26 protein-coding genes are annotated in these 23908 nt (G+C 40.7%); 12 read left to right on the top strand and 14 right to left on the bottom strand.

The genetic code is table 11. From position 1 onward, the window contains the following. Positions 1 to 216: 216 nt before the first annotated feature. Positions 217 to 1245: a dihydroorotase gene (gene pyrC, locus F0226_RS03180; RefSeq protein ID WP_171734256.1), complete on the bottom strand. Its 1029-nt coding sequence runs from the start codon at positions 1243 to 1245 to the stop codon at positions 217 to 219. A gap of 241 nt (positions 1246 to 1486) precedes the next feature. Beyond that, positions 1487 to 1645 (bottom strand): YqaE/Pmp3 family membrane protein, encoded by a 159-nt coding sequence (locus F0226_RS03175; RefSeq protein WP_137372038.1) that lies wholly within the window; start codon positions 1643 to 1645, stop codon positions 1487 to 1489. Between the two features lie 216 nt (positions 1646 to 1861). Between F0226_RS03175 and F0226_RS03170 the strand changes: the two genes are divergently transcribed. Beyond that, positions 1862 to 3679, top strand: a complete 1818-nt coding sequence (locus F0226_RS03170) for a hybrid-cluster NAD(P)-dependent oxidoreductase (RefSeq protein ID WP_171734255.1) — start codon at positions 1862 to 1864, stop codon at positions 3677 to 3679. A gap of 125 nt (positions 3680 to 3804) precedes the next feature. Here F0226_RS03170 and nadE read toward each other — a convergent pair whose 3' ends face one another. Then, positions 3805 to 4635 carry an ammonia-dependent NAD(+) synthetase gene (gene nadE, locus F0226_RS03165; RefSeq protein ID WP_171734254.1) on the bottom strand — a complete coding sequence of 277 codons (831 nt, stop codon included), beginning with the start codon at positions 4633 to 4635 and terminating at the stop codon, positions 3805 to 3807. Positions 4636 to 4743: 108 nt separating this feature from the next. Between nadE and F0226_RS03160 the strand changes: the two genes are divergently transcribed. Beyond that, complete coding sequence (locus tag F0226_RS03160; protein WP_171734253.1) at positions 4744 to 5274, top strand: nicotinate-nicotinamide nucleotide adenylyltransferase; 531 nt, start codon at positions 4744 to 4746, stop codon at positions 5272 to 5274. Positions 5275 to 5286: 12 nt separating this feature from the next. Further along, the gene (locus F0226_RS03155) at positions 5287 to 5775 is read left to right on the top strand and encodes a hypothetical protein (protein ID WP_171734252.1); all 489 of its coding nucleotides are present in this window, start codon (positions 5287 to 5289) and stop codon (positions 5773 to 5775) included. Between the two features lie 99 nt (positions 5776 to 5874). On the opposite strand, the gene F0226_RS03150 is transcribed toward F0226_RS03155, so the two are convergent. Next, positions 5875 to 6480 (bottom strand): AraC family transcriptional regulator, encoded by a 606-nt coding sequence (locus tag F0226_RS03150; protein ID WP_171734251.1) that lies wholly within the window; start codon positions 6478 to 6480, stop codon positions 5875 to 5877. A 175-nt stretch (positions 6481 to 6655) separates the two neighbouring features. On the opposite strand from F0226_RS03150, the gene F0226_RS03145 reads away from it, so the two are divergent. After that, complete coding sequence (locus F0226_RS03145) at positions 6656 to 7762, top strand: 1-acyl-sn-glycerol-3-phosphate acyltransferase (protein WP_171734250.1); 1107 nt, start codon at positions 6656 to 6658, stop codon at positions 7760 to 7762. 81 nt (positions 7763 to 7843) lie between these two features. Here F0226_RS03145 and F0226_RS03140 read toward each other — a convergent pair whose 3' ends face one another. Continuing rightward, positions 7844 to 8446, bottom strand: coding sequence for a hypothetical protein (locus tag F0226_RS03140; protein WP_171734249.1), 603 nt, complete (start codon positions 8444 to 8446; stop codon positions 7844 to 7846). 80 nt (positions 8447 to 8526) lie between these two features. On the opposite strand from F0226_RS03140, the gene F0226_RS03135 reads away from it, so the two are divergent. Further along, positions 8527 to 8826, top strand: a complete 300-nt coding sequence (locus tag F0226_RS03135) for a DUF1496 domain-containing protein (protein WP_171734248.1) — start codon at positions 8527 to 8529, stop codon at positions 8824 to 8826. A gap of 43 nt (positions 8827 to 8869) precedes the next feature. Here F0226_RS03135 and F0226_RS03130 read toward each other — a convergent pair whose 3' ends face one another. Further along, positions 8870 to 9172, bottom strand: a complete 303-nt coding sequence (locus tag F0226_RS03130; protein ID WP_171734247.1) for a YfcZ/YiiS family protein — start codon at positions 9170 to 9172, stop codon at positions 8870 to 8872. A 531-nt stretch (positions 9173 to 9703) separates the two neighbouring features. Here F0226_RS03130 and F0226_RS03125 point away from each other — a divergent pair. Then, entirely contained in the window at positions 9704 to 10165 is a 462-nt protein-coding gene (locus tag F0226_RS03125; RefSeq protein ID WP_171734246.1) for a TetR/AcrR family transcriptional regulator, read from the top strand. A 231-nt stretch (positions 10166 to 10396) separates the two neighbouring features. Here the strand turns inward: F0226_RS03125 and F0226_RS03120 are convergent, their stop codons facing one another. Genes F0226_RS03120 through F0226_RS03095 form a run of 6 tightly spaced genes read right to left on the bottom strand, consistent with a single transcriptional unit; the run spans position 10397 to position 15153 of the window. After that, the gene (locus tag F0226_RS03120) at positions 10397 to 11179 is read right to left on the bottom strand and encodes a heme ABC transporter ATP-binding protein (RefSeq protein ID WP_171734323.1); all 783 of its coding nucleotides are present in this window, start codon (positions 11177 to 11179) and stop codon (positions 10397 to 10399) included. Beyond that, on the bottom strand, positions 11179 to 12216 hold the full coding sequence (locus tag F0226_RS03115; protein ID WP_171734245.1) for an iron ABC transporter permease: 1038 nt from the start codon (positions 12214 to 12216) through the stop codon (positions 11179 to 11181). The genes F0226_RS03120 and F0226_RS03115 overlap by 1 nt, the downstream gene beginning before the upstream one ends. Before the next feature lie 9 nt (positions 12217 to 12225). Continuing rightward, positions 12226 to 13098, bottom strand: a complete 873-nt coding sequence (locus F0226_RS03110) for an ABC transporter substrate-binding protein (RefSeq protein ID WP_171734244.1) — start codon at positions 13096 to 13098, stop codon at positions 12226 to 12228. 41 nt (positions 13099 to 13139) lie between these two features. After that, positions 13140 to 13553, bottom strand: a complete 414-nt coding sequence (locus F0226_RS03105; protein ID WP_171734243.1) for a biopolymer transporter ExbD — start codon at positions 13551 to 13553, stop codon at positions 13140 to 13142. Beyond that, positions 13550 to 14314: a MotA/TolQ/ExbB proton channel family protein gene (locus F0226_RS03100; protein ID WP_171734242.1), complete on the bottom strand. Its 765-nt coding sequence runs from the start codon at positions 14312 to 14314 to the stop codon at positions 13550 to 13552. Before F0226_RS03100 ends, F0226_RS03105 begins: the two co-directional genes overlap by 4 nt. 2 nt (positions 14315 to 14316) lie before the next feature. Beyond that, positions 14317 to 15153, bottom strand: a complete 837-nt coding sequence (locus tag F0226_RS03095) for a TonB family protein (protein WP_171734241.1) — start codon at positions 15151 to 15153, stop codon at positions 14317 to 14319. A 162-nt stretch (positions 15154 to 15315) separates the two neighbouring features. On the opposite strand from F0226_RS03095, the gene hutW reads away from it, so the two are divergent. The 4 genes from hutW to F0226_RS03075 all read left to right on the top strand — a co-directional run bounded on the left by hutW (position 15316) and on the right by F0226_RS03075 (position 18607). Beyond that, the gene (gene hutW / locus F0226_RS03090; protein WP_171734240.1) at positions 15316 to 16701 is read left to right on the top strand and encodes a heme anaerobic degradation radical SAM methyltransferase ChuW/HutW; all 1386 of its coding nucleotides are present in this window, start codon (positions 15316 to 15318) and stop codon (positions 16699 to 16701) included. Between the two features lie 3 nt (positions 16702 to 16704). Continuing rightward, entirely contained in the window at positions 16705 to 17262 is a 558-nt protein-coding gene (gene hutX, locus F0226_RS03085; protein ID WP_171734239.1) for a heme utilization cystosolic carrier protein HutX, read from the top strand. Between the two features lie 77 nt (positions 17263 to 17339). Next, positions 17340 to 17870: a heme utilization protein HutZ gene (hutZ, locus tag F0226_RS03080; protein WP_171734238.1), complete on the top strand. Its 531-nt coding sequence runs from the start codon at positions 17340 to 17342 to the stop codon at positions 17868 to 17870. A 200-nt stretch (positions 17871 to 18070) separates the two neighbouring features. After that, on the top strand, positions 18071 to 18607 hold the full coding sequence (locus F0226_RS03075) for an ATP:cob(I)alamin adenosyltransferase (protein ID WP_171734237.1): 537 nt from the start codon (positions 18071 to 18073) through the stop codon (positions 18605 to 18607). Between the two features lie 160 nt (positions 18608 to 18767). On the opposite strand, the gene F0226_RS03070 is transcribed toward F0226_RS03075, so the two are convergent. Next, positions 18768 to 19682, bottom strand: coding sequence for a chemotaxis protein (locus tag F0226_RS03070; RefSeq protein WP_171734236.1), 915 nt, complete (start codon positions 19680 to 19682; stop codon positions 18768 to 18770). A 213-nt stretch (positions 19683 to 19895) separates the two neighbouring features. Between F0226_RS03070 and ppiC the strand changes: the two genes are divergently transcribed. Both ppiC and F0226_RS03060 read left to right on the top strand, forming a co-directional pair. Beyond that, on the top strand, positions 19896 to 20174 hold the full coding sequence (gene ppiC, locus F0226_RS03065; protein ID WP_137372271.1) for a peptidylprolyl isomerase PpiC: 279 nt from the start codon (positions 19896 to 19898) through the stop codon (positions 20172 to 20174). Positions 20175 to 20461: 287 nt separating this feature from the next. Next, entirely contained in the window at positions 20462 to 21838 is a 1377-nt protein-coding gene (locus F0226_RS03060; protein ID WP_171734235.1) for an alpha-amylase family protein, read from the top strand. 150 nt (positions 21839 to 21988) lie between these two features. Here the strand turns inward: F0226_RS03060 and F0226_RS03055 are convergent, their stop codons facing one another. Further along, positions 21989 to 23857: a methyl-accepting chemotaxis protein gene (locus F0226_RS03055; RefSeq protein ID WP_171734234.1), complete on the bottom strand. Its 1869-nt coding sequence runs from the start codon at positions 23855 to 23857 to the stop codon at positions 21989 to 21991. Positions 23858 to 23908: the final 51 nt, after the last annotated feature.

Below are 23908 nucleotides of genomic sequence, written 5' to 3'. Positions count from 1 at the left end.
CCACAACATGCAACAAATCGAATGGCGACCGTAATCTTTTTAGTTTCATATTATTGATTGAAATACTAAGTGAATTTCATATTTAAATTAATGATTGATATCGATAAAAATATAGGTGCGGATAATAAAAAAGCTCCCCATATTAAGATGGAGAGCTTTCTATATTGCAGGCTGTAAGTGCTTAAACTAAGCCGATGTTGTGAATAATCAAAATGACTATTTCACGGTCCAAGTGATAGATTCACCAGAACGAATTGGCACAACAATGTCAGAACCAAAAGGCATTGTTTCCGCTACTTTCCATTCCTCTTTTGCTAATGTCACGGTATCCGTGTTGCGAGGGATTCCGTAGAAATCTGGTCCGTTATGGCTAGCAAATGCTTCTAGGTTTTCTAGTTTTCCTTCCTGCTCAAACACTTCTGCATAAAGCTCAACTGCCGCATGTGCAGTATAAGATCCAGCACAACCACAAGCCGCTTCTTTCATGCCTTTCGCGTGAGGCGCAGAATCTGTACCAAGGAAGAATTTCTTACTACCACTTGTTGCTACTGCGATTAGTGCTTGCTGGTGGGTATTACGCTTCAGAATAGGCAAGCAGTAAAAGTGAGGCTTAATGCCGCCTACTAGCATGTGGTTACGGTTATACAGTAAGTGGTGCGCCGTAATCGTTGCTGCAACGTTTTCATTTGCTTTTTGAACGAAGAAAGCAGCGTCTGCTGTTGTGATGTGTTCTAGAACAATCTTCAGGTTAGGGAAGTCGTTAACAATAGGCGCTAACACTGTGTCTAGAAACTCTTTCTCACGGTCAAAGATGTCGACTTCATGTGATGTTACTTCACCGTGCACAAGCAGCAACATACCAACTTCTTGCATGGTTTCTAGAACGTGGTAGATGTTCTTAGCCGACGTAACGCCAGAATCAGAATTCGTCGTAGCACCTGCTGGGTAAAGCTTAGCGGCTACAACAGCACCAGATTCTTTTGCTTTACGGATTTCATCAGAGGTTGTGTTGTCAGTTAGATAAAGTGCCATTAAAGGCTCAAACTGCTCACTTGGCTTCTCTGCCATGATGCGTTCACGGTAAGCTAAAGCCATTTCGGTATCGGTTACCGGTGGGATAGTGTTTGGCATGATTAACGCTCGACCATTATAACGGCTGATATCGCGAACGGTATCTTTCAGTACATCGCCATCGCGTAGATGAACGTGCCAGTCGTCAGGACGAGTAATCGTAATTTGTGTCATTGAAATGCTCCCACCAATTGAAGTGTTATGTAGTTGGAGCCTAAACGAAGCGAAAATTGTGAAAGCAATCGCTTCCGTTTAGGCGACAGGATGATAGAGGAAAAGAGGTTTCATTTCACCCTATTTTTATTTCAATGTGGTTTGAGACTTTATTCAATGAGGGCTTCACAAGATTAAAGGAGTGAGATTGATACAATCCCCTTACCGATTTCCATTATTCTTGTTGTTTCGGCTAGCCAGGTTATCGTGTTGCAACCCATAACGCATGGATCATACCTGGAACCCAGAAAAACAGCGTCAGTACAATATTGATCAATAAATCTTTACCTACGCCTTTGGCGAAGAATACACCTAGTGGCGGAAGAATGACGCAGAGAATGATAAGTACAAGTTTATTCATAATAATTCCTTTTTCATGATTGCTCATCGTGAGCATAAACAGCCGAAGTCGTATCTACAAGATTGCAGTCAACTGACTTGATGTAAAGTGATTTGTGAATATTCTCAATAGACAGATTCACAAAGTTCTCACATTTTCCGCATCAAAATATCGCCGAGTTTAACTATTAGTAACCTTTTGTTAGCATACATATAAATAATAAACATTGGATTCGTTATGTCGCAGTCATCACTTTCTCAAATTAACATTTTCCCGGTTAAATCTGTCGGTGGAATCTCTCTTTCAACATCGTGGGTAGAAAAGCAAGGTTTGAGCTTTGACCGTCGTTTTATGTTGGCTTTGGCTGATGGGGCGATGGTAACGGCAAGAAAATATCCAGTGATGGTTAAAGTGCAGTCGAGCTTATTGCCTGATGGCATCATTTTCACTTTTCCTGGCTTAGAGCCATTAAGAGTGAAATATCAAGAATTCAAAATGCAAGAAACACCGGCAACTGTTTGGAAAGATAACTTTACGGCCTACACCACAACTGACGATGCTGATGATTGGTTCAGCCAAGTGTTAGGGCAAAGGGTTGAGTTACTTTTCTCTGGTGAGCAATCTAATCGAGTGCGCGAAAAAATTGGTCATAATGTCAGTTTTGCAGACGGTTACCCATTATTGGTGATTAGCCAAGCTTCTTTGGATGAGCTTAATCGTCGTAGCCCTGAAGAGCACTCAATGGATCAGTTTCGTACTAATTTAGTTGTATCTGGTGATGAGCCATTTATTGAAGACAGCTGGAAGCGGATTCGTATTGGTGATGTTGAGTTTGAAGCTGTGAAGGCATGTGAACGCTGTATTTTGACCACTGTTGATGTTGAAACGGCAGAGTTTAGACCAAGTAAAGAGCCTTTGAATACCATGTCGAGCTTTAGAGCGAACGAGCGTGGTGGCGTATTTTTTGGGCAGAACTTAGTGGCTAAAAATGAGGGTATGATCCGTGTTGGTGATCAAATAGAAGTAATTGAAACTAAAGAGAAAGAGTTCTACGAAGATACATGGAAAGCCTCTTTGACTCTTACTTGTGTTGAGCGTGAAGAAGTGGCGAGAGATTTTACAACTTTTTGGCTTGAACCGGTAAAGGGTGAAGTACCAAATTATCAACCTGGCCAGCACCTACCAATTGAAATGAATGTAAATGGTAGCGTTGTTTCGCGTCGCTATACTTTATCTTCTAGCCCTTCTCGTGCTGGTAGACTGGCTATTTCAGTTAAGCGTGTTGATGATGGTCAGGTATCCAATTGGTTAAATGATCATTTTCAAGTGGGTGACTCATTGGTTGCCCAGAATCCTGATGGTGCATTCTTTCTAGAAGACAACCCAACAAGACCCTTATTACTACTGTCTGCAGGCAGTGGTATTACACCTATGTTATCAATGCTGCGTTACTTATCTGATCATAACCAGGTGAATGATGTGGTCTTCTACCATCAGTGTACTGAAGAACAAGATATTCCCTATAAGGAAGAGTTAGACCAACTTTCCGCAAAACATAGCGGCTTAAAAGTAATGTTCTCATTAAGTCAGCCTTCTCGTCAGTGGTCTGGTTTATCAGGGCGCCTAAGCGTGTCGCATGTGGCGAAGATAGAGGCTTTACATACTAGACAAGCATTTGTATGTGGGCCTGAAGGGTTCATGAAGGATGCTAAAAAATTACTGATTCAATTTGGATTAAACCCGCAGCACTATCATCAAGAAGCGTTTGGGGTAAATCAAGTTTCAGAAGAGCAAGTGAAACAGCTGCAATTAAGCGTGAATGGCTATTTGTTTGATGGTGATAATCAATCGACACTACTAGAACAAGCTGAAGCGGCTGGTGTTGCCATTGCTTCAAGTTGTCGTGCGGGCTTTTGTGGAGCATGCAAAGTGACTTTAGAGTCAGGACAGGTGCATCAACCAGATGTGCCAGCACTTCAAGAGCATGAACGTAATATGGGGCAAGTATTGGCATGCTGCTGCATTCCACAAACCGATATTGAAGTTGTCGATTAAAGCGAATGATGAGCCGATGATTGCTCTAGTCAGTCATCGATAAAATGTATCGTCAAAAAAGGGCAGGTATCTTTGGGATACCTGCCCTTTTTGACTCTATTCACTTAGAAAAGTGTCAGAATGAATTAATCGTAAATCGTCGGAATAGGCTGGCGCTTGTGCTGAGTCGCTTTGTAAATAGCAACAAGTCGCTCAGTCACGTATTCAGGCACTTCTTTGCCTTCCAAGAAGTCATCAATTTGGTCGTAAGTAAGATCTAATGCGTCTTCGTCCGCTTTTTGCGGGTCAAGTTCTTCTAAATCAGCCGTTGGTACTTTATGAACGAGTAGTTCAGGGGCACCTAGAGTTGCGGATAGCTCACGAACTTGGCGTTTATTCAAACCAAACAAAGGCGCTAAATCACAGGCACCGTCACCATGTTTTGTATAAAAGCCAGTGATGTTTTCTGCTGAGTGGTCAGTACCGATAACTAAGCCACCTACGTAGCCAGCAATTTCATACTGAGCAATCATACGCGCACGAGCTTTCACATTGCCTTTAACAAAATCAAGCTTTGCTGTATCGGTTGGTAGTAAGCCAGTACCTTCAAGGGCAACATGAGAAGCAGCATGTAAACCATCTACACCTGCTTTAATATTGACTGATACAGAATGAGATGGCTGGATAAAAGATAGGGCCAATTGCGCTTCATCTTCATCTTTCTGCTCACCGTAAGGCAAGCGAACGGCAATGAACTGATAGTCACTTGTTGAAGAGGTTTCATTTAAGCTATCAACCGCCAATTGAGCAAGTCGACCACATGTTGTGGAATCGACGCCACCACTGATACCAAGGATTAAAGACTTACAACCTGACTGCTGTAATTTCGTTTTGATGAATTCAACTCGGCGGTTGATTTCGAAGTGTGGGTCGATAGACGGAAGCACACGCATTTCATCACGGATCAACTGTTCCATTCGTTTTCCTTTCCTGCAAGCAATTTAAAATTCTAGTGTTATCATACCTAAATCACTCGATTAAAAAACCTATTTGCTAAGGCATTTATAGAGAGGAATAGGATCAACATGCTGAAAATCGCGGTATTCGGAAGTGCATTTAATCCGCCAAGTTTAGGGCATAAAAGTGTTATTGAATCACTTGCCCATTTTGACAAAATTCTACTTGTGCCAAGTATTGCCCATGCTTGGGGTAAGGAAATGTTGGACTTTGATACTCGGTGTCAATTAGTCGAAGCTTTCATTCAAGACATAGAGTTAAGTAATGTCGAATTATCGGATCTCGAAAAAAGCCTGCATACACCCGGTGAAAGTGTCACGACTTATGCGGTACTTAACAAAATTAAAGAAAAATATTCAAATGCCGATATAACATTTGTAATTGGCCCGGATAACTTTTTTAAATTTTCGTCTTTTTATAAAGCTGAAGAAATAACAAAGACTTGGGCTGTGATGGCTTGCCCTGAGAAAGTGAATATTCGAAGTACAGATATCCGAAATGCTATTTCTAATGGGACAGATATCAAAGATCTGACTACTTCATCAGTTACAAAGATGTTGCAAGACGGTAAGCTGTATAAGATAATGCAATCCCAATAACCTAGAGGTCTGATGACTATGCTAAAAAGAACAACCTCAGCGTTGCTTTTAATCGCGAGCTGTATGCACGCGAATGCAAGCTGTATGCTTTTTAGTGATCAGTCTGTGATGCTTGCTCAAGACGAGGGGCTAGGTTGTCAAGAATTCTCAGACAGTTGGGATTACATTGAACAGCAAGTCACAAGCTTAGGTGGCTTGTTGGATGAAGATTCTGAGCCGACTGAAGACTACTGGAGTGACTGGGCTCTTAAAACAAAAGATGCTCCAATCCTTACGCAAAACATCTCAACAAACTATTTTGGTTTGGGGATGTGGTTACCTGAAGATCTTGAAGAAACCAAAAATGATATGACCACTCAAGAGTGGCTATTAAACCATGGCTTACAATTAAGTGTAGGTTTTGGAGACAAGGTTAATGGTCAACCTAGGTTACGTTTTGACTATCGCTGGCATGATGAACGTGATGCTAACATGATGATGCAAGTTGAATTGCCGTTCTAAAGAACTGCCCATCAAATACGAATACTAAAAAGCCGTTTGAATTGATTTCAAACGGCTTTTTTAATGATTTTCGTTTACTTAAATCATCTCTAAGTAAGCTTATAGCTCGTGTCCGAAGACTAATGCTGAAAGCAATTCGAATTCTTCAGATTTACCAGCAAAAAGATCATCGATCACCTTTGGTTTTTTCTGACCGGATTGCATGCGTTTTTTAGCTTCACGCATCATCATTACTAAAGTTTGTTCTTGATTTAATGTCGGCTCTTCTGTGCTCCACATATTCACTTGTTCAGTCAGTGAACTTGATGCTAGCTTCGGTTTAAAATCAATCACTTCTTGCTTAAATACTGACAAAAGGTCTTTTTGGTATTCTTCAGTGATCTTGCTAGCCGATAGCTTATTAAGTACAGCCTTAGACAATGCTGAATGTTCAACATAACCTGCTTGTTGTGGGAAAGCATCACTCAAACGAACAGAGAAATCGACTTGCTCAATTTTAGTATTTGGGAAATACGTTAAAGAAGTTAAACAATCAAAAGGAATCCAGATACTTTGGTTTTTTTCGACGGCGTATTCTTGCTTACCCAATTTCACTAAAACCAATCCACTATGAACAGATACTAGGCTGTGTTTAAGTACTTTTTTTCTAGGTGTAATGACCAAGTGAGAAAAGTGAGCCGAGATATGCTCGATAGCGAAGTTCATAGATATTACCTTAGTTTTTGGGCGCTAAGATTACCGTTATTCATCAAAAATGCCAACACTGACCGATTATTTTCTTTATTTCTGGTCTGACCTTGTTCAAAGTATGGCTTATGTAGCTGCGAGAAGTGCCAACAATGCGTAGAATGAGCCAGCTTTTTATTATATGTAGTGAAAAATGACCAACACAACTGATCCATATTTCGATATTCGTCCTTACAATGATGACGAGATCCCAGCGGCAATTGACCGTTTAATTAATGACGAAGAATTTATCAACGCAATTCTGCACTATCGTTTTTCAAATCACGCAAATTGGTTTAAGGCTTTAATGAGTCCAATGCTGCGTGTGTACTTGAAAATGAAATGGAGCAAGTTCAAAAGTGTTGAAGCTATTCAAGTTGAAGTAAAGAAGTACCTACGTGATACATTGGCAAATACCACTGATGGCGTATCTTATTCTGGTCTAGAGTCTTTGGATTCAAGCCAAGCGTACTTATTTGTGTCTAACCACCGTGATATCGCGATGGATCCTGCCTTGGTTAACTATGCATTGCATCAGCAAGGCCATGACACATGTCGCATCGCTATTGGTGACAACCTGCTTAAAAAGCCTTGTGCGACAGAATTAATGAGGCTGAATAAAAGCTTCATTGTTAAGCGTTCATTGAAAGGTCCAAGAGAAATGATGAAAGCTTTGGGTCAGCTGTCGTCATACATCAAATATTCCCTTGAAACGGGCAATTCGATTTGGATTGCACAAAAAGAAGGGCGAGCTAAGGACGGCAATGACTTTACTGAACCAGCTATCCTAAAGATGTTCCATGTAGAAGGCCGTAAACAAAAAATCCCATTTTCAGAATATGCGAAATCTTTAAATATAGTGCCTGTTTCTATCTCATACGAGAACGACCCTTGTGATACAGCTAAGGCGTTAGAGCTATATGAAAAAGATATCCATGGCACTTATGAAAAAGGTGAATTTGAAGATATTGAAAGTATCATTCAGGGCATTATTGGCAAGAAAGGGCGTGTACACGTTAGCTTTGGTGATGTGGTTTCTCAAGACTTTGAAACGCCAGATGCTTTAGCTGAAGAAATCGATCGTCAGATACATAATAACTATAAGTTGTTCCCGATAAACTTGTTAGCGGCGAAAAAGGGTGATGACTCAATCACCGAGAAAGTGCAAAGTGATTTCGAAGCTAAGTTATCAGCGATTCCGCTTGGTGCTCATCAATACTTAATCGACAGTTACGCGAACCCAGTTAAAAATATTGGTTAATTGGTTAAAACATATCTAAAAAGGAGCTCATTGAGCTCTTTTTTTAATGCGAATAAACATGTGAAAAGGTGCGACCATTACTTATCGGGCAACCGCTCCACCTAAGTCTAAATTCGTCGGCCATTTGGAGATAATATTCCCACCTAAATAGATGTTTCCTTTTACTGTCATTGTGTCAGGAAATTCTTTAATCGCAGAGCCACCAAGATAAAGGTCACCATCAATGATAATGCCTTCAGGCAAATTGGTTAACGGCGTGCGAATAACACTTAAATCGCCTTTCACTCTTAATCGATTTGGTAATTTTTGAAGAGGAGTATCAGTAAGGTTTAAGTAACCACCGACTTTTACACCTTTTGGCCAACTTTGAATTTGAGTTCCGAGTAAATTGGCATAGCCTTTAATTGATGTCCCTGCGTAAACCTTATTTAACAGGCTGTTAGATGCATCCAAACTCCCCTTAACTTCTAAACCTTTTGGTAACCGCTTAATCGAAGTTTTCTCTATATTAAGGTTACCTTTCACCACTAAGTCTGCTGGGAGCTCGGTATAGGGTTTATTGCGTAGGTGCAAATTCCCGTAATTATCTAGGTGATTCAGTATCTGATAATTATCCAAAGGCTCAGCTTGAGCAGAAAATGTGATGAAGCAGTAGCTCAATAGGATTGTTAAAAGTGGGCGCATAGCATGTTTATTTTGTTGGGTGACAATTACACTATAACGATAAAAACACGAATCAGTTAAGTATAAATTTAAGGAAGTCTATGAGGTTTAATTTTCATCAAGTACGCAGAGTGACCATCGCTTTCGCTACTTTAGTCATATTCAATGGCTTTGCTTCCGAAGAGGCATTCGCTAATCGAGTAATAGCAACGCCAGGTAAAGCAGCTGTTGTTGTATCGCAGCCTAATACGAATCAGCGTTTGTGTTACTACGATGATAAGTCTTATAGCCTTGGCGCTGTTCTAGAAGTGTCTGGCGTGCTTATTGAGTGTAAAGCTGAAAAAGAATTTGAGTTGAATGGAACATTACAGTGGGTTCAGTTAAAGAAAAAAGACAAGTAGCCAGTACTTGTCTTTATGTTTATTAGAATGTAAACAGGTTCAATTATCGTGCAAGAGAACGTGTTTTTAATTCAAAAATTAATTTCTCAGCGCTCACTTCAAATTGAAATTGAGCCGTTAGTTCTTTGGTTTCTTCTGTTAGTTCAGAAAGCGTGTATTCAACTTTATTTGATACTTGTTTTGCTAGATCGAGATACTTAGCAAATTCGCTTTCAATTAGCGCTTTAGACTCGCCAAAGATAGTAACTGTTGCTACGTCATCACCTTCTTTAATCATAAAGCCGATTTCACCAGCACAACCGCATGCTTCACATACATCGTTGTTGTTTTCAGCATCGTGACTCATAAATAATCCTCTTACAAAAGTTACGGTTATTCTATCTAGCTATTTGAGCTGTATCTACAAAAATTAAATTTCTTTGAACCAAACCGCATTGGTATGCTATGTTGTTTGTTAAGAGATCGAATGAATATGCACGTTTGAAATGACGAAATTTAGTGTGATCTATGTCATGTTTCGTTGAGAATCAATGTCATATGTGTGTCAGGATGTCATTCAGTTAGTTGCGTTACGAATGATTTTATAAGAGTATCTATTGCTTAATAGTTATTTATACAATGAATCTATTGATCAGTATTTCATATTCTAAGAGGTTATTTAAAATTAACCACTGAGAGAGTTATGGTAAGCATTAATGCCAGCTGGGCAAAGTGCACAAAGATGCACTGCTGTAAATTTGGCAGTACATGATGTTTATTAGGTTTTTAGCATCGAATACTTGCGAAAAAGCCCCTGACTTACATAATACTGATAACGATTTTCATTCTGACTTCATTTGATAAGTTAGATGGATTTACAGAGAGAAGAGCCTGAAATATGCCAAAGCGTAGTAAAGAAGATACTGAGATCACTATTCAGAAGATCATGGATGCCGTTGTAGACCAATTGCTAAGACTGGGTTACGACAAAATGTCATACACGACATTAAGTCAACAAACGGGCGTTTCTCGTACAGGTATCAGCCACCACTTCCCAAAGAAAACGGATTTTACGGCAGCCCTAGATGGTCGTATTTTCAAAATGTTCATGGAACATATTGATTTTGAAAATGGTCTTGAAGAGTTTTCAGCAAGTTGGGTTAAAGCACTAGAAGATGCAGAATTCCTTGCAATTTTACGTCTGCTATTCCACCACATTGTAACGGCAGAGAGCGCTCATGAGTTTGCAGCAAACGGTATTGATCGTTTATACAAACTTACTGAAAGCCAGTTTGGTGATACAAGCGGAAAAGAATTAGAGTGGTTGATTGGTAAATCAATTATTCGTATGAGCAAGTAAACTAGTTGCTCAAACAAAAAAGCTCCTATTTAGGAGCTTTTTTTGTAAGTCTTGTTTTTGTATAAGTATCGCATTGTAAGGTTTCTGTTCAAGTTACAATCCGCTTGACCAAAGTCACTGTCATTTGGCTTGGTGTTTTTAAACTCGATAATCGTAAATTGAATATTTTCCTCAAAGCTCAAAGCTCAAACCTCAAATCACAAGCTCAACCTCAAACTTAAAGCTCAAAATTTAATGGGCGGGGTGAACTTGAGGAAAATCCATTGTCGGGTGTTTTTCAACTAAGCTCGAATAACCATATACTTCTTCAATCATCTTCGGTTTAAGCGCTTCCCAGGGGCTCCCATCACACACTAACTCTCCATCCTTAAGCACGACGAGCCTATCTGAATACTGTGCCGCTAAATTGAGGTCATGCAGTACCACAATTACTGCTGCGCCTTTAGTATCAGCCAAGTCTCTCGCAATTTTCAACGTGTTATGTTGATGGGCAAGATCGAGTGCAGAGGTTGGCTCATCTAACATCAATATACATTGATCATCAGCATGATGAAGTTGAGTGAGCACCCTTGCTAAATGAACTCTCTGTTTCTCTCCTCCAGAAAGAGAAGGGTAAAGCCGACTGCTTAAGTGAGATACGTCTGCTGTTCCCATCTTTTGCTTTGAAATTTCGTTGAGCTCTTTGTTTGAAGTGCCTAAAGGAATACCTCCAAGTTCAACGACCTCATGAACAAGAAAAGGGAAAGTCAGCGTACTATTTTGAGGAAGCATAGCGAGGTGCTTGGCTAAACGCTGTGGAGACCATTTCGTCATATTGTGACCAAAATAATCAATATCTGCGTTACTTGATAATTCTCGACATAATGCTTTTAGAAGCGTGCTTTTACCGGCTCCATTAGGGCCTAATAATGTCGTGACTTGACCTGCATGAATATCAATAGAGATATTGTCGAGAATCGTTTTACTGCCAAACTTAATACTCAGTTTTTTTGCGCTTAGAGCGGGTGCCGACATCATAGGATTCTCCCTTTTTGTTGGAATAGAAGATAAAGGAAGAAAGGTGCACCAATGATTGCGGTAACAATGCCAACCGGAAGTTCCGCAGGGGCAAGTACAACACGGGAAAACATATCAGCAATCGTGAGCAGCAAAGCGCCTAATATAGCGGATAAGGGAAGAAGAGTTCGGTGGTCGGGTCCTGCAAGCATACGGCTCAAATGTGGAATAACTAACCCAATAAAACCTATCATGCCAGAAAGGCTTACAGTGATGCCTACGCCAGCTGCGGTGAGTAGAATAAGCTGACGTTTCAATCTTTGAACCGGAATACCCAAATGTTGAGCTTCAGATTCACCAAGAAGAAGGGCATTTAAAGACATAGCATGTCGATAAAATAAGATAAACAATCCAAGCAATGTTATTGCAGCTAAAGCAATGCCTGACCACTTAGCTCCAGCGAGTGATCCCATTGACCATAATGATAGGTCACGTAGCATTTGGTCATCAGCAATGAAATTCAGAAAGCCTATTCCTGCACCCGATAAAGCACTGATTGCGACACCAGCAAGTAACATGATGGTGACCGACGTTCCAAATTTGCTGGTGCCCAATTTATAGACAAGCATAGTGGTAAGGGCTCCGCCAAGAAAAGCAAAAACTGGAACGGCTGCAAAATTCATAAAGCTTGGGTACTGCATTGAGATTTGCGAAAATAGAACGATAGCTAAAGCGGCACCTAAAGCCGCTCCGGCTGAAACGCCAATGATCCCTGGTTCTGCGAGGGGGTTTCTAAATAACCCCTGCATGACCGCACCACATAAAGCCAGAATTGCGCCAATCAGCATACAAAGAATGGTCCTCGGGAGACGAATCTCTTGAATGACTAAGTTGATGTGTGGTGCTAAATCATTACTTGGATTAAACAAGCTTAATGCACTATCAGTAATGGTGATATTCATTGGGCCGACAGTAATCGAAGATAATGCAATAAAACAAAGTGCTGAGATTAAAATTAGCATTGATGTTTTAAGGGGGATCTTTCTCAGTAACATGTTTTAACCTTAAGGATAAATCAGAGCGTTAAGGCGTTTAGCTTCAGAAAGGCTGCGCAATCCTAGGCCTCCAACTAAGGCACTGCCATCCACTGTAATAATCTGTTTGTTCATACCAGCGGGTGTGGCAGCTAGCATAGGTAAAGATTTAAGAATGGCGTCTGCTCCACCCATTTTCTTGTAGCTGCGTCCACTAACTAGAATCACATCGGGTTGCATCTCAACCATAGATTCCATCGATAAGGGTTTGAAAGACGTTAATGTTGAAGCTGGATTGATACCGCCAGCAAGTTCAATAATTGCATTAGGGGTTGTTTCTTTACCTGCTACGTTTGCCGGGCGACCTTCATGCAATAGTAAAAATAGAACCGTTTTTGCATCTTTTTGTGCAACTTGGTTGCTTTCTAATGCGTTAATTTGTTCTGCAACATTATTCTTCACGGCTTCGGCTTTATCACGGCTGCCTGTTAAGTTGGCAATTTGATCAATTCGATCAAGTAAACCGTCGACGCTTGCTTCTGTATTGACAATTTGTACGTCAACATTTGCTGACTTTAATTGAGATACCGCTGAATCGGGTCCCATTTCATCAGAACCAATGATAACGGTTGGCTGTAATGCAATTAAGCCTTCAGCAGACAGTTGGCGGTGATAACCAATCTTTGGGAGTGCATTGGATTCAGGAAAGCGGCTGGTCACATCGACTGCCACTAATTTGTCTGTTGCATCCAGTGCAATCACTAGCTCTGTTACCGCGCTACCCGCGCTTATGATTCTTTGATCCGTTAAATCATTTGCAGATACTGTGTTAACAGCTCCCAAAAGGCTGGCAGTAATAGCCAAAGTTTGAAAGGTAGACTTGAATAGCGTTACTTTTTTCATAGTTAATATCATCAAATTGAGTCACACATTTGTGTGAGGCTTTAGTTATTTTCAGTTAATAGTTGAGTGGCTGCGATACCATTCTCTTGGAGGAAAGACAGCAACTTCACAAGGTTTTGTACATCAGCTGTTTTATCTGCGGCAATGACAACAGGTTGTTTACTGTTTGATGTCGTGATTTCAATAAGCGCAAGTTTGAAGTTTTCCCAATCAATGTATTCTTTTCCATCAATTGCCCAATAAGGTTCTTGATCTAAGATATTGATAGTCAGAGATTTATTATCGACTTCTGACACGCTTGCGGTATCTGTGCTTGGTAAATCGACTTCAAGCGACTCTAATTTCACAGATGCTGTTAGCAGCAGAAACACCATTACGATAAAAATAATGTCTAGCAATGGTGTTAAATCGGGCATCAAGCTTGAAGGGGATTGTGTTTGAGATACCTTGATCATGAGTAGCTCGCACTTGATGCATTGTCTATATCGGAGGAAGCGTTAGGTTTAGTCGTATCTGATGAGTTTTGGCGATGACTTGAGTTATCGTTAGAGCCCTTGTATGAGTTAATTTCTAGAGTTTGTGGTTGTTGAATTGTCATGCCTTCAAGCCAAACGTTCACGTAGTTCAGAGTGTGCTCCAGCTTTGCGACGACCCTATCAGCCCAAAGACCAAGTAATTGCGCTCCAGCAATTGCAGGGAGTGCAATCATTAAGCCTGCTGCTGTTGTTCTCATTGCCAGCCCTAAACCATCTGCAAGATCATTTGGGGTAATGCTACCCGTTGAAGCTGCAACGCCTTTAAACATCTCAATGAGCCCAAGCACTGTACCTAATAAGCCGATCAGTGGGCTTAACACACCAATTAAACCAAGTAACCTTAAGCCCGCGTGCAGTTGATGGCGCTTTTCTTGTAACCAAATACCAGCAGCATCTTCACGCAGGCTTTTAGAAAATGAATGGTGGGCTAGTAACATTGCCACGCCTTTGTAGAGCAGAGGGCGCTTTGGGGAAAGTGCTAGAGCTAATTGTTCAAGATCTTTACTATTTGTTGGCGAAATATTGTTTAATTCTTTACGTATAGCGCTTCTACCAACTCCAATGCTGAGCACAACCTGAAAGATGCGTTCGGCGATGATCATTGCCGTTAATGCAGAGCAGATAAGAAGTGGCCATGTCATCAAGCCGAGCTGATCTTGTAAATAATTAATTTGTTGCATGATTAATCCAATCTAAAACGAACAGGTATTTGTACACGGTGAGCAATGGCCCTTCCGTTTACTGTATGAGGTGAAAATTTCCATTGTTTAACAGCGTCTAATGCTGCCTTGTCGAGCATAAGTGCTCCAGAAGAGCTGACTAATGCCTGCTTAATTTGTTTGCCGTCTTCATCTATCCATATCTCGTAAGTTGCGACACCTTGAACACCACGTCTTCTGGCTTTTCGTGGGTATTTCGGAGGCGTTGGTCGAGAGGAAAATGCTGGTTTTTGTATTAAAGTCGGCTCTTGGGTTGAGACGCCTCTATTGGCAATAACTTCGCTAGCTTCTTGCTGAGGAGTGTCATTGACTGCTTTTTCAGTTTTTTGTTTCGCAACCTTTTTCTCAACATCTTTTGTCTGAGTTACTTTCTTTTCAGCAACCGGTTTCTTGGTTGTCTTTTTAGCCACAGGTTGAGTTTTCTTAGGCTGCTTAGGTTTAGACTGTGATACAGGCTTTTTCTTCACTACTTCTTTACGTGGTGATGCCTTATCTATTTTCTTTTTTGTTATCGGTTCTGGTTTAACTACTGGTTCTAGCTCTGCAACTTCTGTGATTGGCTCAGCAACTTCAGGAATAGGGTCTGGGTAGACTTCTGCTGTTTCTGTCACAGGCTCGGAGATTGGATCTGCTTTAGAGGAAGGCTTCGCAGCAGCAGATGGCACAAAGTTAATAGACACGGTCGTCGAATTGGTACCAGCTGGCATCGCAAATAATTTGCTTTCTTGAGCAACAAATAAAATGGCTACATGGATAGCTAATGAAGCACTACCTGCAATGACATACCTAGGTATATTCACACTGAACCCTTAAAACCTTAACTGAAATCAGCCAAGATTATCACTCACAATGCAAATAAGATCAATTATCAATTGCATTATCATTTGCGTCTATTTATCATTTACTCAGATTTTAGCGAACAGTCTTCCAGACTTTGTTCGATAAGCGTTTAGAGAGATTATATGAGTCTTGATATTTATAAATTTGACGAATCTATCGTTGGTGTTTCTAGTCCAGATCCACTTAGATTTGCCTTTGCGAAAAAGCACTCGGCACACGCAGGCGGGGCAGCTACTCCTGTCATGCCCGACCAGCAGCCTTTGATTTTCAATGATTTGCTCCAGTCAGAAGGGAAAAAAACCGATAAACGCTGTTTGTACGTTCATGTTCCTTTTTGTCGTGTTCGCTGCACATTCTGTAACTTCTTCCAAAATGCAGCTAGCCGAAAGCTAGTCGATGAGTACTTCGAAGCGTTAATGAAAGAGTTAAAGATGAAAGCGCAAACGCCTTGGGCTCAATCTGGAATTTTTCATGCTGTGTATATTGGAGGCGGTACGCCAACGGATTTATCCGCGAAGCAAATTGAGCTTTTAGGCAAGGCTATTCATGACTTATTCCCGTTAGCGACAGACGCTGAAATCACTCTAGAAGGACGTATTAATCGGTTCAGTGATGAAATGTTTGACCGATCTTTAGAAGGTGGATTCAACCGTTTCTCGTTTGGAATCCAAAGCTTCAATACCCAAGTGAGACGAAGTGCAAAACGCTTGGATGACCGAGAAGTTGTGCTTGACCGTATTAGTAGTTTGAGTCAAACACAGCAAGCACCGATCATTTTGGATCTTCTTTATGGTCTTCCGCACCAAACATTGGATGTGTTCAACCAAGACTTAGAAGATTTCATGTCAACGGGCGCGCATGGTATTGACCTTTACCAACTGATTGTTGGTGGAAGTGCACCTATGCTTAATTTAGTTGAAAAAGGCAAAGTGCCGCCTCCTGCTACTACGCCAGAAAAAGCCAGTATGTATCAGGCGGGCGTGGAGTTTATGAATAAACATCACGTAAAACAGCTAAGTGTGAATCACTGGGCAAGAGATAACCGTGAGCGCAGCCTATACAACAGCTTAGCCAAAACTTACGCGGAAGTTATGCCCGTGGGTTGCGGTGCTGGTGGCAATATTGGTGGGTTCAGTTTCATGCAACATCGCTCTCTAGATAAATACATGGAGTTGATGAATAAAGGCGAACATCCTCTTGCCATGATGATGCGTCAAAGTGATTTTGAATCACTGTTTTCATCACTAAAAGCTGGCTTTGATTCCGGAATTATTCGCCGCAGTGCACTTCCTGCATTCGAAGGCAAAGATAGCTTCGATTACTTGAAGCCTCTATTCCAATTATGGGAAGAGAATGGTTTAGTTGAGCTGTCTGATGATTACCTTGTACTGACAGTCGCAGGCAGTTTCTGGTCAGTAAGCTTGGCTCAAGCCGCTATTCATATCTTGAATTCAGAGAGTTCATTACAAGAAACACCACAACATAAACATGCAGTAAACGGACATTAATACATGACAAATTTAACAGAAACTCAAATTGAAGAATCGAACACAGCTACGTCTACTCGTCACGTTACGCTTGCTCAGCGTGTTGCAGAAGTTTTAGAACAAGACCCTAAATTGCTACCTGCCGCGATTGCGACTCAACTTGAAGTAACAGAGGTTGAAGTTGTGTGCGCACTTCCTAAGGAAATGGTCGCTATTCTTGATGGTGAGCAAGCGCAAAGCGTACTTGAGGGGCTTGTTGGCTGGGGACCCGTAACCACAATTATGCACTCATTTGGTTCGATTTTTGAAGTGAAAGCCCCATTCCCTAAAGGAAAAGTGGCGCGCGGTTATTACAACTTGATGGGTAAAGAAGGCGAACTTCATGGTCATCTAAAGTTAGATAACGTAAAAAAAGTTGCTTTGGTGAGTAAGCCATTTATGGGGCGTGAAAGTCACTACTTTGGCTTTTTCAGCGAGTCTGGTGACAACATATTTAAGATCTACTTGGGTCGAAATGAAAAAAGAGAGTTGATCGAAGAGCAAGTTGAACGCTTTAAAGCGATGCAAGCTCAGTATCAATAAATTGGTTCAGCCCCAATTAATAGTTACAACAATAATAATTAAATATCATAAAGTTATATTCAAATAGGGATTAGAAAATGGAACAGCAAGTAAAACAAGAGCGCCTTCAAGGTCGACTCGGTCCAGAAATTAAAGAATTTCGTCAAGAGCGTCGCACTATTCAACTCGCAACCGTTGATGAAGAAGGTCGCCCAAATGTTAGCTATGCGCCATTTGTCCAAAATCAAGAAGGCTACTTCGTACTGATTTCTAAAATTGCTCGCCATGCACGTAATCTTGAAGCTAACCCTCAAGTTTCGTTAATGATGATTGAAGATGAAGAAAGTGCAAAACAGCTGTTTGCTCGTAAACGTTTAACATTTGATGCGGTTGCCAGTGTGGTTGAACGTGACTCTGAACTTTGGCTGCAAGTTGTGGCTCAGTTAGGCGAACGTTTTGGCGAAATTATCGATGGGCTAAGCCAGCTTGAAGATTTTGTTCTCTTCAACCTAAAAGCTGAAAATGGTTTGTTCGTGAAAGGTTTCGGTCAAGCCTACCAAGTGTCAGGTGATGATTTAGTAGACTTTGTTCACCTGCAAGAAGGTCACAAAAAAGTATCGAACGAATAATTAAGAGCTTAATAACGGGCTCGTTATCTTAGCGTTCTAGTAAATAGTTGATGATTAATTATCTATAGGTGAATGAGTTATTGTTTTAGCTATTGGATAATTAACGACAGAGTAAAACTTAAAGCCTTCAGTATTGAGGGCTTTTTGCTATATTACGCCTCAATAATCAAAAGTATTTATTGAGTAATTAAGGCTGTTGTATGAAACCTGTGAGTCGCGATTGGGATGAGTTTTGTTACCCGTTCATTTATGAAGACAGTCCTATCTGTGACTTTGAAATCTTATCTGATGAATTATGTTGCCGAGTCGGGCGAGTGCTAACCATGCTATTGGATGAAAGAGTTCGAGATGTTTTAGAGCGTTTGCAGCCAAATATTTATCATTTGAATGGTTCGGTTAGAGGAAAGCTTGCGATCACTGAACTCGAATTAGATGAGCTGAAAGCTGATTACCATAGTATTAGAGACCAATTAGAAGGCGGGTTTAAAGGCTTTGTGCTGCCTGGCGGGCATGAAGTGTCGAGTGAATTGCATTTAGCTCGTTGCCAAGCTAAAAAGGTGGTTCGTGCATTAGTGAGTATTGAGCATTCAGGTAAAAAGTCACCTGCGCCTATCTTATTCAAATATTCGAATTTAATCGTGAATACCCTTTATGCTTTGGCATCTCTTACTAACCACATACATCAAGTTGAAGAAGTAGAGTTTGTGAGTAAAAGTTACTCTATGCCTAAGAAGTAGGGTAATTATGAACAAAAAACGGTACCTAAATAGGTACCGTATAAAGTCTTTGTATAAAATTTTTAGCGTTTTAGCGTTTTAGCGTTTTAGCGTTTTAGCGTACTTAGTTTATTAGCCATCTAACTTACTTAACGTTTACCATCTTAAAAGCCAGTAATCGCTAGTGTGTAACCGAGGCGTTTTCTAAGCTTTTTGCACCTCTTAGCATCGCTTCAACTAATTCACCTGCATTAAACTTCTCTAACGCTTCATGAGCGCCGACTTGCTGTGCTCTGTCGACACATATTTCGCTTGAAAGAGATGTATGTAAAATACGGTACGACTGATTCAAAGCGGGATCATTTTGAACTTCAAAGGCAAGTTCGTAGCCATCTAATCCTGGCATTTCAATATCGCTCACGAGTAACTCGATTGGAGTGTTGTGAGCCGCTTCTTGTCTCATTAACTCAATTGCATCTAGACCGTTATTACAAATCTTATACGGGATGTTTATGCTATCTAATGCATCGCTTAGCTGTTTACGAGCAATAGAAGAGTCATCGACTAATAAGATATTCAGCGCTTTTAATCGTTCACGCTCAACATCCGTTAACATTGGGATTTGGGCGGCTTCGTATTCGGGATAGATCTTAGAAAGTAAAAGCTCAACATCGAGCATTTGCACAATGTTATCTTTATAGCGAGTGATCCCTGTAACAAAAACATTTGTCCCAACAGTTACTGGAGGCGATTCAATACTTTTCCAGTCACATTCAATGATTTTATCAATCGAACGTACCAAGAATGCAACTACCGTTCTTAAACAGTCAGTGACGATCAAAAAACAGCTGTTGTATTCTTCCGGTGTGATGGCTCTAAAACCAATCGCGGCAGACATGTCGATGACAGGTACAGTTAACTCTCTAATGGTGACGGTACCAATAACATGATGGTGTGAATAAGGGATCTGAGTCGTCTTTTGGTAAGGGACAATCTCTCTTACCTTAAGAGTCCCTATAGCAAAACTTTGTGACAATGAGAGCTTAAACATCAGCATGCCTTGTGCTTGATTAGCTTTGCTTTTCATCTTAGCCATTACCAGGCTCCTGCTTTTATATATACCTACCAATTTAATGGGATTATGGCAGACCAGCAAGAAATAGGCAGTATTTTCCTATCGATTCGTTACTTAATGCGGTGTATAGAGTTAAGATGTCATGATCTTAAGGTAAAATTGAATATATAAGATTAATTTTTATTCCAAACCTCTTAGGCTTCGCTCTGAGATGGGTTAATTTAGAGAACAATGATGGCAAGAACAGCAGCAGCACTTCACATACTCGTAAAGCATAAAGAGCAAGCCGAAGATATTATTCAGCAACTAAAGAAGGGTGCTAAGTTTCAAGCATTAGCAAAAAAGCATTCGACTTGTCCGTCTGGTAAAAAAGGTGGCGACCTTGGTGAGTTCAAGAAAGGTCAAATGGTTCCACAGTTTGATAAAGTCTGCTTTTCTGGTGAAACTTTGGTACCTCATTTGGTGAAAACCAAGTTCGGTTGGCATGTTGTGAAGGTTCTATATAGAACATAATTGGCGTATTTTTGTGCTATAGCATAAATAAGTGTGTACCTAAAGGGGCGGCTATTCGCTCCTTTTTTACATCTATAGGTTTATTTGCTTAAACTATATGGTGATGGAATTGATGAGGCATTCATCCTAAATGACATGCGATAAAGTTGGCTACGCCCTTGGTTATCCCCCTACCTTTTCCTAAAGTAGGAGGATGGCTTAGTGACAGTACTGAATATAATGAATGTTATTCCTGAAGTAGTAAATGCAGGTATGTACCTGTTTATTAAGTTTGGTTGGAGATACACATGGAAAACTCAGTTGCGTTAGATATCCCAAATAGTGATGTCATCTTGCATGCTTTCGATTGGCGCTATTCAGACATCACCAAGAATGCGCCAGTGATCCGTAAACTGGGCTATAAATCAGTATTGGTTTCACCTGCTATGAAGTCATTACGTAGTAGCAAAGGAAAAAAAGAGACGCAGTGGTGGCAACGCTACCAACCTCAAGATTACCGAGTGATAGATAATCAATTGGGCGACACGCATGATTTTATCGAAATGGTTCAGGCTTTAAGAGATCATGGTTTAAGAACTTATGTTGATGTTGTCTTTAATCACATGGCAAACGAATCGGGTATTCGTAGCGATCTTGCCTACCCAGATAAACCAGATCTTGAAGAATATAAGCGTGATGCAGAGTATTACGAGAGCATTCGCTTGTTCGGTGATTTATCTCAGCCCCTATTCAATGAAACAGATTTTGTAGAAGCTTTTGGTATCGAAGATTGGAATGATCGATGGGAAGTTCAGAATGGACGTATCACAGGTAGCCCTCAAGACCCTGGGTTACCGACATTAATTGATAATGATAATGTGGTTGCTCAGCAGAGAGCTTACTTAAAAGCATTGAAGAAAATTGGTGTAAAGGGTTTTAGAATCGATGCTGCGAAACATATGTCGTTGTCTCATTTGCGCAAAGTATGGACGGAAGATATCTGTTCAGATATTCATATTTTTGGTGAAATTATTACTGATGGTGGTGCCACAAAAGCAGAATACGAAACCTTTTTAGAACCTTATCTTAAGTACACTCGATTAGGGGCTTATGATTTCCCACTGTTTAATATTATTTTCGAAGCCTTTGGTGAAGAAGGGAGTTTTTCTTCACTGATTAACCCTTATTGTTTTGGCCAAGCACTGTCGAATACTCGTGCGATTACTTTCACTGTTACTCATGACATTCCTAATAATGATGTATTCAGTAACCTTGTGATGAGTGAGCAAAGTGAAAAACTGGCCTATAGCTATATTTTAGGGCGAGATGGTGGTGTGCCTTTAATCTACAGTGAGCTTAAAACCAGTGGTGTAAAAGACTCTAAAGGAAATCCACGTTGGTTGGACGACTGGCAATCAACAGACATGCACAACATGATTCGTTTCCATAACTACGTTCATGGTGAAAGCATGCGGGTAATTGAAGCTAATGCTGATTTGCTTGTATTTGTGCGTGGTGAGAAAGGGATTGTAGTAATCAATAAATCTAAGCGCAGTAAAACTGTTCAATTGACGTGGACGAAGCCTGTTGTTGATCTGCTTTCTGGAACGGAGTTTTCCTGTAACAAGGGCTATGTGGAAATTACAACTGAGCCGAATAGCAGCATGATGTTGGTTGACTGCTAAGTAATGATTTAACGCGAATAAAAATTTAAAGCCGCATAGAAAGTTCTATGCGGCTTTGTTGTTAATAGCTTTTGTTATTAATAACCTTTGTTATCAAGATTTGCTGTTATTTAAAGGTCTATTCTTTAAAGGTTTAGGTTATGTCGGTAATTAAACGGTGAATTTATTTAAGATCGCATCTTGCTCTCTTACATTCTCAGTTTGTATTTGCATCTCTTTATTTGCGTTGTCAGCTGCGTCGGACACCTGAACCGACAGATCTTTAATCTTAACCGTGTTGTTGTTAATTTCTTCAGCAACTAAGCTTTGTTCTTCTGCTGCAGAAGCGATTTGAATATTCATATCAGAGATTTCTTGGATTGAATCACGGATACGCTCAAGGGCTGCGTTCGCTTGTTGAGCTCTATCTACTGCATCTTTTGCTGTAGCTTTACTCTGATTCATCGCATTGGATACTGAGCTTGCTCCAGCTTGCAGCTGCTCGATCATGTTTCGAATCTCAGTCGTTGATTCTTGAGTTCTTTGTGCAAGTGTTCGTACTTCATCTGCTACAACCGCAAATCCTCGACCAGATTCCCCAGCTCGTGCTGCCTCAATGGCTGCATTTAACGCTAGAAGGTTAGTTTGGTCAGCGATGTCGTTGATTACTTTTAGAATGGTTTCAATGTTATTCGTTGCACTTTCAAGCACCTCTACTTCAGCTACAGCTTCATCAATTCGGCTTGATAAAGTGTCGATAGCATCGGTTGTATCGGTAACCACATGTGTGCCTTCTAAGGTTGCATCATCTGCGGCTTTGGCTGCAGAAGCTGCGCCTTGTGCATTTGAAGCGACATCAGAAGAGGTTGTGGCCATTTCGTGCATCGCTGTCGCTAACTGTTCCAACTCATGGAGTTGGTCACGCATAGCTTCAGAGGATTCTTGTAATCCTACAGAGGTGGACTCAGAACCTCTTAATATCTCTTCACCAATCGCTTTAGATTGAATAATTTGCTGTTGCAGTGTCCCTGTAAAGGTATTAAAGCCAGTAGCCAACTCTGAGAACTCTTTATCAGTATTCGTATCAAGACGTTGAGTTAAGTCACCTTCGCCTGAAGCTACGTTTTGAATTGCTTCATTAAGCACACCTAAAGGGCGCATGAGTGTACGAATGAGCACTAGCAACAAACCAATACTAATAATCAATGAAATTATCGTGTAGAGAATTGAGCTATCACGAAGATCACTAACCGATTGGTAAGCAACTTCTTCATTGAGGATAACCCCAACATACCAATCTTCACCGGGTACTGCTGAGAAGTCTAAGGTGTAATGTATTCCATTCAATACTACTTGCTGCGGCTTATCAGCGATGCTGACATTGGGCATATAGTCAGACAATGGCTTACCATTTTTATTTGTTTCAGGGTGCGCGATGGTCGTACCGTCGGCAGAAACAATGAATACGTAACCCGCGTTAAATAACTTCACCTGATTAACAACATCCGCTAACCCAGCTAGGCTCACATCATAAAATATAGCGCCGATGAATTGACCGTTGTCTTTCACTGGTGTTGCAATAGAAACCAATATTTCATTGGTAGCAGAATCTGCGTAAGGGGCTGTGATAATAAGTTTATTAGCGTTTTTGGCATCTTTATACCAAGGTCTTGCTCTCGGGTCCCAGCTAGCACCAGGATCCCATGAAGGGTCATTACTGATGTTTGTCCCGTCTTTTTCGAAACCTATCCCAGCAAGCAGGAAGTTGTTTTTGACAACCGGACGGGTAATGACATCTTTTATCTTATCGGGGCTGAGGTCTAATTCAAGCATGCTAGTTGAATAGCTAGCAATGGCTTTTCGACCATTTATATCGGCTGCTACTGTATTCCTTACACCATCGACAATTTCAATAACACTCGCTTCTACCTGTTGTCTCATTTCATCTTGCATCGTGAAATATTGTTTTGCTGTGAGCAAGGAAATGGTAACAAGTAACAGTGCCGATGAAGCTGCAACAATTTTATGACTAAATTTCATGGTCATCCTTAACTATTTTACTAACCGTTTATAAATTTATAGTTAGAAATG

Source organism: Vibrio sp. 99-70-13A1 (assembly GCF_013114625.1).
Lineage (GTDB): Bacteria > Pseudomonadota > Gammaproteobacteria > Enterobacterales > Vibrionaceae > Vibrio.
Note: the sequence above shows the minus strand (reverse complement) of the source record. Positions and strands in the feature narration are given on the sequence as shown.